The sequence below is a fragment of the Microcoleus sp. B5-D4 genome, assembly GCF_036705145.1.
GTDB lineage: Bacteria > Cyanobacteriota > Cyanobacteriia > Cyanobacteriales > Microcoleaceae > Microcoleus.
Genome location: NZ_JAUBTV010000024.1, coordinates 19203 through 33828, shown reverse-complemented (window position 1 = coordinate 33828; position 14626 = coordinate 19203). Strand labels below are relative to the sequence as shown.

The following is a 14626-nucleotide window of genomic DNA, read 5'->3' as shown; positions in this document are numbered from 1 at the left end:
GGCTCTCTGTGTTCTCTGCGGTAAAATCCTCTTAATATCTATTCACCTCTTTACAATCCACTCCATTAAGAGAAGAGGTTTGAACCGCAGAGGGCGCAGAGGGCGCTGAGGCAAGAGTGTTGCGAGGGTTTTGGATGTCGTAAACAAACCTTTCATCCCTCCCCTCTCTGCGCTCTCTGTGTTCTCTGCGGTAAAATCCTCTTAATATCTATTCACGTCTTTACAATCCACTCCATTAAGAGAAGAGTTTTGAACCGCAGAGGGCGCAGAGGGCGCAGAGGGAAGAGTGTGGGGAGGGTTTTGGATTATGATTGTGATTATTGGTTTGAGAAGAGGAGAGAAGAGAGTTGGAAGATGATCTGAATGAGTTGACTTATGCGGTGATTGGGGCGGCGATGGAGGTTCATAAGGAGTTGGGGCCGGGTTTTTTGGAAGCGGTATATGAGAATTCGTTGCGTGAAGAACTCGCTCTCCGGGGAATTCCTTTTGACCCTCAACCTACGGTGAATGTCCTTTACAAGGGTGTTGTGGTTGGGGAAGGCAGATACGATATGCTGGTTGCCAACACTCTTGTTATTGAATTAAAGTCAGTCCAAACTATACTTCCTATCCATGAGGCTCAAGTTATATCATACCTGAAAATGACTGGTTATCCTCTAGCCCTTCTCATCAACTTTAATGTCCGCTTTTTAAAAGAAGGAATTCGCCGCCTCATCCTGTCGTAAAAAAACCTCTCATCCCTCCCCTCTCTGCGCTCTCTGCGGTAAAGTTCTCTTAATATCTCTAATTATTTCACCTCCTTATAATCCACCCCATAACTCGTATCTCTCCCCGACAAATACGTCGTTTTCCCCGTTAAAGTCTCCAGAGCTTTTTTCGTTTCAGCCGAAGTAATCGAATTCAGTGGCACGCCGAACTTGCTAGCCAAACCAGCGGCGACGCCCACACCTTGTCCTTGATAAATATTCACCGTCGCAATTCGCCCGACGGATACAGCCATACCGACATAACCCGACGATCGCCCGACAATGGCTAAATTCTTGACTTTGCTAGCCAAAGCGCTTTCTATCCCGAAATTATAGACGGGTAGCGGCGGAATTCTCGCAGATAAATTCTTGACTCCGCCCCGCATATCGAAATCGTAGGAAAAACTGCCGATCGACTTGGACGCTGCTGTTCCCCCTTTGATAATCTCCTTCCCCGTCAGCGGATCTACCACCTCGCGAACGTTCAAACTTTGCCTGATATAAATCTCGTCTGGAATAAATACTCTCACATCTTTACCAGATTTCTTTTGTAGCCAGTGTTGGAGATGTGACATTTCTTTAATCATCTCAGGAGTCGGTTTTCTGCCGTTAGCTTCCATCTTCATGATTTGGTCAACTTGGTATTTAAACAGAAACCCGTTCCAGGACAGCACATTTTTGTTATAAACGCAGACATTGCCTTTATCAAAAAAGAATCCTTTATTTTGACTAAAGGGCAGATTTCTGTCTATGTGATACGCTGCTCCTATGGCTACGCTTCTGATGTCGTAGCCGTCTGTATATGGCTGATAAATCGTACTCCAGAAATTCCTCAGCCAGAATTTTGTACTGGCCGGATCTTTAGATTTCATAATGCTTTCTTTAATCTTTTTTACCAAAGGTCGATTGTAGAGAATGTCATCTTCTATGCTGCGGAATTCGGACATTGTTATACCTGTAATTGTCGGAACTACAGAGACTGCTAAAGTTTCATTTTTTGATTTTATATTTTGAGATTCATATCCTGTATAATAAGATAATCCGGCTTTTCTGGCTAATTCCGCGTCTTGAGTTACGTCAATAAAAGAGTTGGCTTTAATTCTTAAGGTGCTGCCTTTTACTTCGGCATATTCGATTTTTTTATCTACGACGTGGGGAGTAAGAGTTGAGTTGGAAATTACTCTGACTTTTGCTGCTGAAAGCATTTGCCGGAGAGCTTGATCTGCCCTTTTTGGGTCTAAGCAAGATTCGCGCGCATTCGCTTTATCTAAGAATTCCTTAAAACATTGGGCGTAGGGTTGGCGGTACCAATCGGGGATTTTATCTAAATCGATGTAAGCTAAACCGCCGCGGGTGAGTAAGCCGCCCAAAGGTGCTCTTCCGTAGTTCGATCGCACGATCGCAACTTTGCCCTTTGCGCCTAAAGTTTTCTTCGCCCATATCGCCGCACATATCCCCGGTACTTCATCACCATATACTACTACATCGAACGTTTGCTCCGGTGATTTTTTGGGAGGTACCGGAGGCGGGCTGCTGGGTTTTTGCTGCAGAGTTCCATTGTCTAAGGTAGCACTTGCTGGGTCTCTATTTGCGATATAATTTTCTATTTCTCTGAAAACCGGATAATTCAGTAAAAGTTTTAGGGCGGCAAAGATGATTGCAATTGAAGCTAGTTTCTTGAAAGTAGAGAGCATTCAGTTGACTCGTGGATAAATTTGCAATACCTGATAGGGAAGTTCAGGGTTTACGGAGTTGAATATAGCACGTTTAGATAATTTCGACACAGTTTTAAATTTTCCGGGAACCGTGGTAAACGAATCTTCTCAACCCAAACCTGGTGATGCTGTCCTTGGCGGCCAAAATGCTACAATTACATCAATCACAAATTGAAACATAAAAAACATGACTTTTGAGGCGGTTTTAAATCTTGTCAAGCACTTGTCTCTAGCCGAAAAGTTACGATTGATTAAGTGGATAGTTCCTGAAATAGAACGAGAATTAGTTGTTGGGCCGACTCCCCGCAAATCATTGTGGGGTTTATGTGCTGACTTGGGAATTGCACCTTCTGCCGCTGATATAGATGAAGTTCGCAGCGAAGAATGGGCGAATTTCCCAAGGGAGGATTTCTAATGCTGCGTGCTGTAGCTGATACTCATGCTATTATCTGGTATATCTTTGCCGATTCACGACTTTCGGTGACTGCTAGAACGACAATAGAAGAGATAGCTGCCGAAGGAAATCAGGTGGCTTTTTCATCAATTACATTAGCAGAAATTGTCTATCTGAGCGAGAGAGGGCGGATTAATTCAACTACTCTCGATCTATTATTGAGAGAAGTTGAGAGCGATGATGCCTTATTGGTTGAAATTCCTTTCGATCGCAATATAGCTTTGACTTTAAGGCAAGTTGACCGATCGCAAATTCCCGATTTACCCGATCGCATTATTGCTGCTACTGCTTTGTATCTTAATGTACCCGTTATTAGTCGCGATCGCCGGATTCAATTATCTAGTATAGACACAATTTGGTAAATCTGAGCACTCGGCGCAAGTTGAAATTTTCCGGGAACTGTTGTTAGCGGTTTTGCCTGCGTTACTGGTTTGGGAGGGCTATTGATGCGGGTAAGGATGGTGGGTGCGATCGTACTTTATGACTCCCGACTTTCCCAGCCACTTGTAATGTGATACTGAGAGGGAAGTAAGGGCGAGATAGGCACCCAAATCATTGACTCAGTGGTAAATTTAGATCAAACTGAGGTATGGCGGTAACTTAAGGAGGTACAAAAAAGTGACAGAAGAAACACAGATGACGATTGAAGAGATTGACGAAACATCCCCCCATTTAGAAACTGTTATAGCCCTAGGTGATGCCAATAAAAAAACTCTGGGCTTTTTTACAGAAGGTGCTTTTCGCGAAAGTGCAAGAGATCGGGTGATACTTATAGCACTCACTCCTCAAAAAAATTGCATTGGCTATCTGCTTTACCGACCAGTGCGTCGCAGCAACATTATTGTTATCGTTCATCTCTGCGTCGATCCTGCATATCGCGGTCGGGGTGTTACTAAACAGCTAGTCAATTCCCTCAGCCAAAAAACTCAGAATTTTTATGGAATTCAACTCAAATGCCGTCGCGATTATGGAATAGACAGAATGTGGGAAACATTGGGTTTTATTCCTCTTAACGATCGCCCGGGAAGAAGTAAGGAGGGTAAACTGCTTACTGTTTGGTGGTTGGATCACGGTCATCCAACTATATTTTCTCAAGCTGCTGCACAACAACTAGAGTCTAAAATTTGTGCTGTTATTGATACAAGTATTTTCTTAGAATTGCACGGTAATGAAGATATTGAAAGCGCCGAATCAGACTCTCTACTTGCTGACTGGTTACAAGATTATTTGGAATTGTGTATTACCGATGAGATTTTTAAGGCAATAAACGCGATCTCTGAGGTCGCTCTAAGAAAGCGTAAACGCCTGTTAGGGGAGACTTTTACTAAAATCCACTGCGAGCGGCAGGCTTTTGAAACAAAATTTAAGTCTCTCAATCGTCTAATTTCCAGTATCAATATTGATGAAATAAACGAAGTATTAGTTCGTCAATTAGCACAAGCTATTGCTGCTGATTACTTAATTTTTTTAACTCGCGACCCCAAAATATTAGCTTTAGCAGATGCCGTCTATGAAAACTTTAGTTTAGCAATTATGACTCCTACAGACTTAATTGTTAAACTGGATGATGTTCGCAGAGATACTCAATATCAACCAGTACGGTTTGTCGGCATACAGAATCTCACCATTCAACTAATTGATAGCAAATTTGATAAATTACTGTTAACTAACTGTTTTTATGCGGTTGATAGGGGAGAAAAAATAGCCGATTTTCAGAAAAATCTGCGCCAGATAATTTCCAATCCCGATAAATTCAAGTGTCAGGTCGTTTTAGATGGTGAAAATCAACCGCTTGCTTTAATTGCCTATTGCCAACATAAAAATCACGAATTAGAAGTTACAATGCTCCGAGTTAAACGCGGTGTTCTAGCAGCGGCACTTGCACGGTACTTACTTTTCCACTCCATATCAGTTTCAGTAAAAGAAAACAGGCAATTTACGAGACTTACTGACCAGTATTTCGATGAAATTGTTATACAAGCTATTCAAGAAGATGCTTTTGTTCGAGTTAATAATGGGTATTTAAAGGCAAATCCGCCTGTAGCAGAAACAGCAGCGGATATGTCTCAAAAACTGGCAAACCTAGCAAAAATAGGGGAAGAATATAATTTTTGCATGAAAATTGCCGAGACCCTTAACACTCCCGAATTAATTCAAGATATAGGAACGATGGCAGAGCTTGAACGTCGCCTTTGGCCTGCTAAGATTATTGATGCTGACCTCCCTACTTTCATGATTCCCATTCAACCCAGATGGGCCAAAGACTTATTCGATGAAGAGTTAGCTAAGCAGTGCCTTTTTGGCTCTAAAATTGAGCTAGCCTTAAAACGGGAACTTGTATATTATAAAAGCAAGTCAGCTAATGGTGGCCTCAGACCGGGTGTTATTGGTAGAATTTTATGGTACGTCAGCTCCAATTCATCATTTACTCAGGGGACAAAAGAGGTTAAAGCTTGCTCTAGACTAGAGGAAGTTATAATAGACAAGCCGGAAAAACTCTATCGACAATTTCGCAGCTTAGGAGTCTACGAATTAAAAGATTTAATGACAATAGCCAAAGAGGAACCAAACGCAGATATCATGGCGATAAGATTCAGCCACACTCAGCTTTTCACGAACCCATTGACATTAAAGAGAATTCAGGGAATACTGGGTAAGCAGACAACGGTTCAAAGCGTATTTAGGGTTTCAAAAACTAATTTTGGAATAATCTACAAAGAAGGAACCGCGACCTAGAAAGAGGATAATCACAAATGTCAAATATCTTATTATTATCTATTCGTCCCGAGTACGCAACTAAAATATTCGATCGTACAAAAACAGTTGAACTGCGCCGAGTCCGGCCTCGACTTTTGGATGAAGGAGATCGAGTGGTAGTCTATGTTTCCTCTCCCGAAAAAGCTGTAGTTGGTTCTTTCAAGGTGGATAATATTGTTGAAAAACCCATCACAGAGCTTTGGGAGGAAGTGGAAAAAATAGCAGGAATTAGCCATGAAGAATTTTTTGATTATTACAAAGGTGTAAAAGTAGGTGTAGGCATCTTTTTAAAAGATATTCATAGGTTTAGTCAGCCAGTAGAGTTACATCGTTTAAGAAACAAGTTACCTAACCTTAAACCGCCACAGAGTTTTCGATACCTGACAGCTAATCAGTTTAACATTGTCAATTTATTAGGAGAACGTTAGACAGGAAGTGTTGCTGAAAAATATTAATTAATCGACAGTATTTGAGAATAGCATGGAAGCGGAAAAAAAGGCTGAGTTTGTCAAATTATTTCAAGAATTTGTCAATTCATATCCATACACTCCCGATGGGTTGCGTCACACAGCGGCTTACCAGGAGCAGCGTCAGCAGGGGCGTCGAAATTTTGAAGCGGTCGCTGCTGCTGCTGAGTATGGAGAAGATGTGACTGAATCTATAATGTTGAAACTTCTACCTTACCAAGACTCTCCTACTAATCGACAAATGGGAGCCTGGATTCATATTAATCCGTGCATAATAAAAGGGTTATTATGGAATTCAAAATCGTATAAAAAATTGTCATTAATAGCGCCAGTAAGAATTGCCGAATTAATTTTTTATTTAGTCTGCTGTTGTAACGACGATCCGAGTCAGCTATATTCGACCTGTAGAGAGTTTTCAGAAGAAATGCGCGTCTCCTGGTTCGGCGAGATAGGAATGCTAACGCCTATCCTCAATGCTCTCCGTCCCGATGACTTTCTCGCGATTAATGATAAGTCAATACAGGTGATTAACTATTTCGCCAATACTGCCTACAGCAAACAGCTAATAGACTACTCCGATGCTAACTTAACCGGACACAACCTGATTAAAGAATTAACTAAAGAAATGCACCAGCCTGGCGTTCCATCTATCCGAGAGGACGATCTATTTGATATGTTCTGCCACTGGCTTGTAGAAATAAAAAAATATGACTTTCCTAGTAACGAAGGGCCATTAGTAGATGAGGCAATTGTGTTTGAATACGCTGTAGAAGAAGGAGAGTTGCAACCGGAATATCTTTTGAACCAATGCGCCGAAGAAACTGGCTTTGACGAAACAGAACTAAACCGCTGCATACGCACCATCCACCGCAAGCAACAAGCCATCCTGCAAGGCCCGCCCGGAACCGGAAAAACCTTCATAGCGGAAAAACTAGCCAAACATTTAATCGGTGGCGGCGATGGCTTCTGGGAACTGATACAATTTCATCCAGCCTATACCTATGAAGACTTCATTCAAGGCATCCGCCCGCAAAGTCAAGACGGGCAATTAACATATCCCATAGTTCCCGGTAGATTCCTAGAATTTTGCGAAAAAGCCGAAGCCTGTGAAGACACTTGCATTCTCATTATTGATGAAATTAATCGCGCAAATTTATCTCAGGTATTTGGAGAGTTGATGTATTTGCTTGATGACCGCGATCGCACTGTTAAACTAGCCAGCGGTAAACTATTTAGAATCCCTAAAAATGTCCGTATCATCGGCACAATGAACACAGCAGACCGTTCTATTGCCTTAGTCGATAACGCACTCCGCCGCCGCTTCGCATTCATTCCCGTTTATCCAAACTATGAAGTGCTGCGACAGTATCACCACAGAGAGGAAACAGGTTTTCCAGTTGATAAATTAATTAGCCTTCTCAAAAATGTCAATCTGGCAATTAACAACAAACACTATGAATTAGGCATCTCTTTCTTTTTGACAAAAACCTTAGCTGAAGATATCCAAGATATTTGGCAAATGGAAATTGAGCCATACCTAGAAGAATATTTCTTTGATCAGCAGGAAAAAATGGATGAATTTCTCTGGGATAAAATTAAAGACAAATTAAGCAATTGATAATCTAACGCTACCATTATTACCGAAAACACGGCGTTACAGCATCTATGAAACCAGAATCGCCCCAAATGATCGAACTCACAGAATATAAATCCGAAAGCTTTGAACGAGGTTTTATCCCGGAAGCAGTAGGACAAAAAATATACCAGAATTATGCCAAGGAGATAGATATAGAATTTCCCAACCCTAAAACTAAATATAAATGGGAATTAAAATCTAAAGGCAGAGTTGGTAATATTCCAATTACTCCCGACTTTAAGATTTTTATCCGCCCCAAAGTTCCGATAACAAACTTATTCGGAATGCTTGACTATGCCTACAAACTTAATATCAATTTTCCGAAGGGACAGATTGAGTGCGAATCTTTAGAACAAGTCTATGAACGATTAGCTAACATTCTTGCCCAAAAAATTCTAGAACGCTGTCGCAAAGGATTATATCGCGATTACTTATCCAAAACAGAAAGACTCGCCTACATTCGCGGCCGCGTCGATTTGCGGTCAGCCCTGCAAAAACCTTGGGATGTTAAACTAAAATGCCACTATAACGAACAAACAGGCGATATCGAAGACAATCAAATACTCGCTTGGACACTCTTCATCATTGGCCGCAGCGGTTTGTGCCGTGAATCTGTTTCATCCACTGTGCGACAAGCCTTTCACGCACTCCAAGGATTTGTTACATTAAAACCTTTTAAATCCGAAGCTTGTATTGATAGAAATTATCACCGTTTGAATGAAGATTATCAACTTTTACACGCCTTATGTCGATTCTTTTTAGATAACACAGGGCCGAGTCACGAAACAGGCGATCGCGAAATGCTCCCTTTTCTGATAGACATGGCTAATTTATATGAAAAGTTTGTGGCTGAATGGCTCAAAGCAAATACACCAAAAGGCTTTGAGGTCGAACCACAACACCGAGTTGAACATGACACAAATTATTTCGATAAGATTGACTTAATTATACGCGATAGTGAAACAAAAAAAGTCCAATACGTCCTCGATACAAAATACAAAGCTCCCGATAAAGTAGCCAATAATGACATTCATCAAATAGTTGCTTACGCAAATGCGTTAAAGTGCCAAAATGCAATTCTCGTCTACCCGCAAAACCTCAAACAGCCACTAGATATAAAAAATGACGATATTCGAGTTCGCAGTTTAACTTTTTCCCTAGATAGCGACCTCCATGAAGCCGGAAAAACCTTCTTAAAATCTCTACTTCCAAACACCCTCCCGTAACTCTACTCTGCGCCCTCTGCGCCCTCTGCGGTTCATTTACCCACAAAAAAAGAGGCGCAATTGCGCCTCCCAAATCTTTCATGTCGGTGTTCTAAACACTAACAGCCACTTTCGCTTCTTTTGCAGTCAACTTCTCGTAAGTCGCCCGCATCTTCAATCCGACTAACACTTGGAACAAACCAGTTCCATTGTTGGAACCAGGATATTCGCGGTGCTGGAGTAACAGGTGAGTTAACTCGCCTTCATACTTCGCAGAAGTCTTGCTCAAATGGCTTTCTATGTAAATAACTTCTTCGAGATTCTCGAATTGACCATCTACTTCCAAAATCGAGACTTCGTGACCGTAGAAAGCATCAGGCCCGTAGTACATCTTAATTCCGGGATAGGAACAAGTCAGCTTGCGGCCGCAAGGAACCCAGTTAATTGTTGAACCTTCGTCAAACAAATACGCAGGCTCAAAATTGGCGATGCCTTCGCGCTGGATCATCTGCACACGCAGAACTTTCCGCTCTTTGTCATCTTTGATCAAGTTGGTGGGCAACACTTGAATTACCACATCAGCATATTGCTTTTGCGGGTCGATGTAGGCGGTAAAATCCGGTTTGCGAGCATTGATTGCAAACAGCACGTCTTCGTAACGGTGGCCCCGTTCCGCCATGTCGCGCTGGATTTTCCAAGCAATTTTTACCTCGTCGCTGATGTCGAGGTAGACGCTGAAGTCGAGGAGCGATCGAACTCGCTCGTCGTACAGGGGATGCAGCCCCTCAATCACAATCACATGATTCGGCTCTACCCGCTCAGGAGGGTCGAGCAGACCGGTTTCGTGGTTGTAAATCGGCTTGTCGATCGCATGACCTTCTTTGAGAGCCTTCATTTGCTCGGCCATGAGGTCAAAATTGTTGGCTCTAGGGTCAAGGGCTGTAATCCCTGTTTCCTTGCGCTGCTTGCGATCGAGACAATGATAGTCGTCGAGGCAGATTACAGTAACGAAATCTTCCCCGAACAAATCTGTCAATCGGCGTAAAAAAGTAGATTTTCCGCATCCGGAATCTCCGGCAACGCCAATTAAAACCACGCGATCCGGCTTACTGGTCATAGTTTCCCTCTAACAAAATCACTGTTTACTAACTAACTCAAGTCTAGATTCCACAAAATTTCAGCCCGCAGGTAGCCACAAGCAGGCTTTGTACTGCTTTGCTACCCCGAGAGGATCAAGTTCTCACCAGCATACAGCAGTGAGTTGACTGCCTGCCCGGGAAGACCCAAGCAATCTTCAAGGCAAGTAATTAATACTAACTTTAGCGGTTAATCTTACCAGAATGCGTCGGCCCCCTACAAGCTCAGCCTCATTAAACTGCTCGAATCTTCCTTGATCTGGTGGGGCGCTCCCCAAATCACAAGGACTTATCGGGGCAGATCCCCCGATCGGGTAAAATATTGGCAGTACGCAGACAACAATAGCTATAGGTCAACAGCCGAACGCAAAGCGGGCTCGGTGAGCGCGGCGTTCGGCTAGTAGGGATTTGATAACGCGAGCGATCGCAACTTCAACACTACGGACGGCGTGGCGAGGCCCAAAAATTGGCGCGGCCAATTAGTCCCGATGGCCTTAAGAAAAAAGTAAATTGAGTCTAACGTCACATTCTCTTTCTTTATAACTCTGTATCGTGAAGGAAAATCAACAAATGTACAGCCCAAGCATATCTGGTGTTGCGGCAAACTCAGAATCAGGCAGCCGCATCTTTGTTTACGAAGTGGAGGGTATGCGTCAGAGCCAAGCGACTGACCAAATAAGTAACCCGATTCGCCGTAGTGGTAGCGTATTTATCTCCGTGCCCTACGATCGCATGAATCAGGAAATGCGTAGAATTGCTCGCATGGGTGGAAGAATTGTCAGCATCCGCCCCTCAAACAGCGCTCCCGAAACAAATGGCAAAGTCGCACCAGAAGCAGGGCTACAGAGTCAGAAATCTGGAGAAGAAACTAAGCCCATGACTCAAGCCAAGGAAAAAGTTCAGGTTCCTGTTAACCTCTACAAGCCGGCCAATCCCTATATTGGTAAGTGCATTTCTACAGAAGAATTAGTCAGAGAAGGCGGCGACGGCACAGTCCGCCACGTCACCTTCGACATTTCTGGAGGCAATTTGCACTATCTCGAAGGTCAAAGTATCGGGATTATTCCCGATGGCACAGATAAAAACGGCAAACCTCACAAAATTCGGCTTTACTCGATCGCCTCCACCCGTCACGGCGACCATCTCGACGACAAAACAGTCTCGCTGTGCGTGCGCCGCCTAGAGTACAAAAGCCCGGAAACTGGCGAACAAGTCTTTGGTGTTTGTTCGACTTTTCTCACCGGTTTGCAACCTGGAGATGATGTCAAAATCACCGGCCCCGTAGGCAAGGAAATGCTGTTGCCCGACGACGAAGAAGCCACCATTATAATGATGGGTACCGGTACGGGGATTGCTCCTTTCCGGGCTTATTTGTGGCGGATGTTTAAAGAAAACAATCCCGATTACAAATTCAAAGGTTTAGCTTGGCTCTTCTTTGGAGTTGCTTACACTCCCAACATTCTTTATAAGGAAGAGTTGGAACAATTGCAGCGCGAGTTCCCTGATAATTTCCGCTTGACTTATGCCATCAGCCGCGAGCAAAAGAATGTTGACGGCGGCAAGATGTACATTCAAAACCGGATTCAAGAGAACGCAGACCAATTGTGGGAATTGGTTCAAAAGCCGAATACTCACACTTATATCTGCGGTTTGAAGGGTATGGAAGGCGGAATTGATGAGGGAATGTCGGCGGCGGCTGGCAAGCACGGTGTTGAGTGGGCTGCCTATCAGAAACAGTTGAAGAAAGAACACCGTTGGCACGTTGAAACTTATTAATCTGTTACCTGATTTAATCTGATTTGTAGGGTGGGCTTGGCTCGCCCTACAATTGTTTTTAGGGCAATTGTATCCGACTTGTAAGGTACTGAATGCGTACCCTACCATACTATTTTCATTGATCCGGTACGCCAATAGCCTACAATGGTTGTGGCTTAATTGAGTTTCTACGGGTCAAAGTCGTGGCTTTCAAAATTGGTTTGTTAGGTTTGGGTACAGTTGGCGCGGGAACAGCAGAGATTTTGCTCTCCCCAGATGGTCGCCATCCACTGTTGCAGGAATTGGAAATCTATCGGGTGGGAGTGCGCGATATTTCTCGAACTCGGTCTTTACAATTGCCAGAAAATGTGCTGACAACTGACCTAGAAGCGATCGCAACTGACCCGGAAATTGATATTGTAGTAGAACTGATTGGCGGATTGGAACCGGCGCGATCGCTCATTCTGCAAGCTATTGCCAGCGGCAAGCACGTCGTCACTGCCAACAAAGCAGTTATCGCCCGCTACGGGAATGAAATCTTCGAGGCCGCCAACAAAAAAGGCGTTTACGTAATGCTAGAAGCTGCTGTCGGCGGCGGCATTCCAGTCATTCAAACCCTCAAACAATCCTTAGTTGCAAACCGCATTCAAACTGTCACCGGCATCGTCAACGGCACAACTAATTACATCCTGACGCGGATGCAAACAGAAGGCGCAGACTTTGCCGAAGTGCTCGCCGACGCTCAGCAATTAGGGTATGCTGAAGCTGACCCCACAGCAGATGTAGATGGATTAGATGCTGCCGATAAAATTGCTATTTTAGCCTCGCTAGCTTTTGGCGGACGCATCAAATTAGCAGATGTTCACTGCGAAGGTATCAGAAAAGTTAGTGCGGCTGATATTGACTACGCCGACAAGCTGGGATTTGTGATTAAATTGTTGGCTATTGCTCAAGAAACCTCCCACTACAATGGCAAGCAAGCTGAGGGAGAAAGCGAACTGCTGTCAATTCGAGTGCATCCGAGTTTTGTGCCGAAAACTCATCCGCTGGCGAGTGTTAACGGGGTTTACAATGCCATTTTAGTCGAAGGAGAGCCGATCGGGCAATTGATGCTGTATGGGCGCGGCGCCGGTGCAGGCCCCACAGCTAGCGCCGTAGTATCCGACATTATAAATGTGGCGGCAATCCTGAAAAGCCAAGCTGTTCCGATTCCTCATCCTTTACTCAGTTGCAGTCACCAACACTACTGCAAAATTGCTCCGATGCAGGAACTTGTTACTCGCTTTTACGCTCGTTTTCTGACGCGCGATACTCCGGGGGTAATTGGCAAACTAGGCACTTGTTTCGGCAACCACAAAGTTAGTTTGGAATCAGTTGTGCAGACGGGAATTCACGGCGATTTAGCAGAAATTGTCGTCGTGACTCACGATGTTAGGGAAGGGAATTTTCAACAAGCACTCGATGAAATTCGCGCGATGGAAGCAGTCGATAGTGTTGCTAGCACGTTGCGAGTTTTGTAAAAGTGATTTGGTAGGGGCGGGCGGGTTTTACCTACAATATTTGCCAATAATTGACAATCTCTAAAACCCGCCCTCGCCCAACGGTAAATCAGAATGTACCGGGTGCTTGTAGGGGCGGGTTCACAAACAATAATTGCCTGAAACAAACAATCTCGAAAACCCGCCCGAACCGAACCATAAATCATCATGTACCTTTCCGAGGCGATGCAAATTTCGGGTTGACGTAGGTTATCGGTAGTGGGGGGCGGGTTTATCTAGATTGTCGGTAATCGTTAGATATGGTTGGTGAACCCGCCCCTACCAAATCTGGCTAAAGGTATTTTGCCAAAAGAAAAATACCGGGTTTTCCCCCCACAATCAGTTAAAAATGAGATTTGGGATGAAAGGAACAGAATTCGATTTTGTCGATCGCAAAACGGGAAGGCACTTGCTAGATTCCCTGTATGAAAAGTTTGCCAAACCCCAACTGCACGATACTTTTAAACCCAATAATCCTTCAATTTACATTCGGCACCAGGAAGGGCAAGTTATTGATGGAAATTATATCATAACAAAAGTGTTTGAAGACTCTCGCACTGGTTTTTATGCTGAAAGTCGCGTCCCCATTTCTGGCAATCATCCACCTGTTTTAGTGATTCGCGGCTACGGTTCTTGGTATCCTTTCGATCGCGTTTTGGAAGATACGCCCGATGTATTTATGGCAAAACTAGAACGCCAGTTAAAATCGGCGCAAACTGCGGGTGCTATTGATTGGATAAAGCAGCAATTTCACAGCGGGAATCCGCCCGATGTCATCGGAGAAAGTTTGGGGGGCAAAGTTGCTCAGCAAATAGCAGCAAAATACCCGGATTATATTAGATCCACTGTAGTTTTTAATTCTTTGGGCGTTTCGGAAAAGTTAGCTAAAACTTCCACCGCTAACAATGTTTTTCACTACTTTACTTTAGGCGAAAGGTATGCTTTCTGGGCAAATGAAGGCGATTACATACCGGGAACGATTTTTGTGATTTCCCAGAAAGGCAACAACTGTTGTTATAAAATCGAGGAGGCGATCGTCCGAATGGCGCGTTTTGAAGGCAAGTTCCTCAAAAGGCGCGCGATTGTGGCAATATTGGCTCAGTTGCTTTTGCTAAACAGACACAATGCGATCGTCCTCAACAAACGGCGGCCAGTAGTCGTTCAGATCGATCGCACTCAATTGCAAATTTTCCGAAAAAAGCGCTTTGTTTAAACTC

General features: G+C 43.8%; 12 protein-coding genes. 10 read left to right on the top strand and 2 right to left on the bottom strand.

Annotation, left to right across the window (positions count from 1 at the left end):
• Window positions 1-347: 347 nt before the first annotated feature.
• Complete coding sequence (locus tag QUB10_RS13870; RefSeq protein ID WP_333154313.1) at window positions 348-725, top strand: GxxExxY protein; 378 nt, start codon at window positions 348-350, stop codon at window positions 723-725.
• A 62-nt stretch (window positions 726-787) separates the two neighbouring features.
• On the opposite strand, the gene QUB10_RS13865 is transcribed toward QUB10_RS13870, so the two are convergent.
• Window positions 788-2440, bottom strand: coding sequence for an FAD-dependent oxidoreductase (locus tag QUB10_RS13865; RefSeq protein ID WP_333202918.1), 1653 nt, complete (start codon window positions 2438-2440; stop codon window positions 788-790).
• A gap of 208 nt (window positions 2441-2648) precedes the next feature.
• On the opposite strand from QUB10_RS13865, the gene QUB10_RS13860 reads away from it, so the two are divergent.
• The 6 genes from QUB10_RS13860 (at window position 2649) to QUB10_RS13835 (ending at window position 9001) form a co-directional block, all read left to right on the top strand.
• On the top strand, window positions 2649-2876 hold the full coding sequence (locus QUB10_RS13860) for a hypothetical protein (protein WP_333202916.1): 228 nt from the start codon (window positions 2649-2651) through the stop codon (window positions 2874-2876).
• A complete protein-coding gene (locus QUB10_RS13855) occupies window positions 2876-3277 on the top strand; it encodes a type II toxin-antitoxin system VapC family toxin (RefSeq protein ID WP_333202914.1) in 402 nt (133 codons plus the stop codon). The genes QUB10_RS13860 and QUB10_RS13855 overlap by 1 nt, the downstream gene beginning before the upstream one ends.
• A 256-nt stretch (window positions 3278-3533) precedes the next feature.
• Window positions 3534-5651, top strand: coding sequence for a GNAT family N-acetyltransferase (locus QUB10_RS13850; RefSeq protein WP_333202912.1), 2118 nt, complete (start codon window positions 3534-3536; stop codon window positions 5649-5651).
• A 17-nt stretch (window positions 5652-5668) separates the two neighbouring features.
• Complete coding sequence (locus tag QUB10_RS13845) at window positions 5669-6100, top strand: ASCH domain-containing protein (protein ID WP_333202910.1); 432 nt, start codon at window positions 5669-5671, stop codon at window positions 6098-6100.
• Between the two features lie 52 nt (window positions 6101-6152).
• A complete protein-coding gene (locus QUB10_RS13840) occupies window positions 6153-7757 on the top strand; it encodes an AAA family ATPase (protein ID WP_333202908.1) in 1605 nt (534 codons plus the stop codon).
• A gap of 47 nt (window positions 7758-7804) precedes the next feature.
• A complete protein-coding gene (locus QUB10_RS13835) occupies window positions 7805-9001 on the top strand; it encodes a 5-methylcytosine restriction system specificity protein McrC (protein WP_333202906.1) in 1197 nt (398 codons plus the stop codon).
• Between the two features lie 91 nt (window positions 9002-9092).
• Here the strand turns inward: QUB10_RS13835 and QUB10_RS13830 are convergent, their stop codons facing one another.
• Window positions 9093-10097: a phosphoribulokinase gene (locus QUB10_RS13830; protein WP_333035850.1), complete on the bottom strand. Its 1005-nt coding sequence runs from the start codon at window positions 10095-10097 to the stop codon at window positions 9093-9095.
• A gap of 589 nt (window positions 10098-10686) precedes the next feature.
• Between QUB10_RS13830 and petH the strand changes: the two genes are divergently transcribed.
• The 3 genes from petH to QUB10_RS13815 all read left to right on the top strand — a co-directional run bounded on the left by petH (window position 10687) and on the right by QUB10_RS13815 (window position 14622).
• Complete coding sequence (petH, locus tag QUB10_RS13825; RefSeq protein ID WP_333202903.1) at window positions 10687-11892, top strand: ferredoxin--NADP reductase; 1206 nt, start codon at window positions 10687-10689, stop codon at window positions 11890-11892.
• A gap of 182 nt (window positions 11893-12074) precedes the next feature.
• Window positions 12075-13391 (top strand): homoserine dehydrogenase, encoded by a 1317-nt coding sequence (locus QUB10_RS13820; protein ID WP_333202901.1) that lies wholly within the window; start codon window positions 12075-12077, stop codon window positions 13389-13391.
• A 379-nt stretch (window positions 13392-13770) separates the two neighbouring features.
• Window positions 13771-14622 carry an alpha/beta hydrolase gene (locus tag QUB10_RS13815; RefSeq protein ID WP_333202899.1) on the top strand — a complete coding sequence of 284 codons (852 nt, stop codon included), beginning with the start codon at window positions 13771-13773 and terminating at the stop codon, window positions 14620-14622.
• Window positions 14623-14626 lie beyond the last annotated feature (4 nt).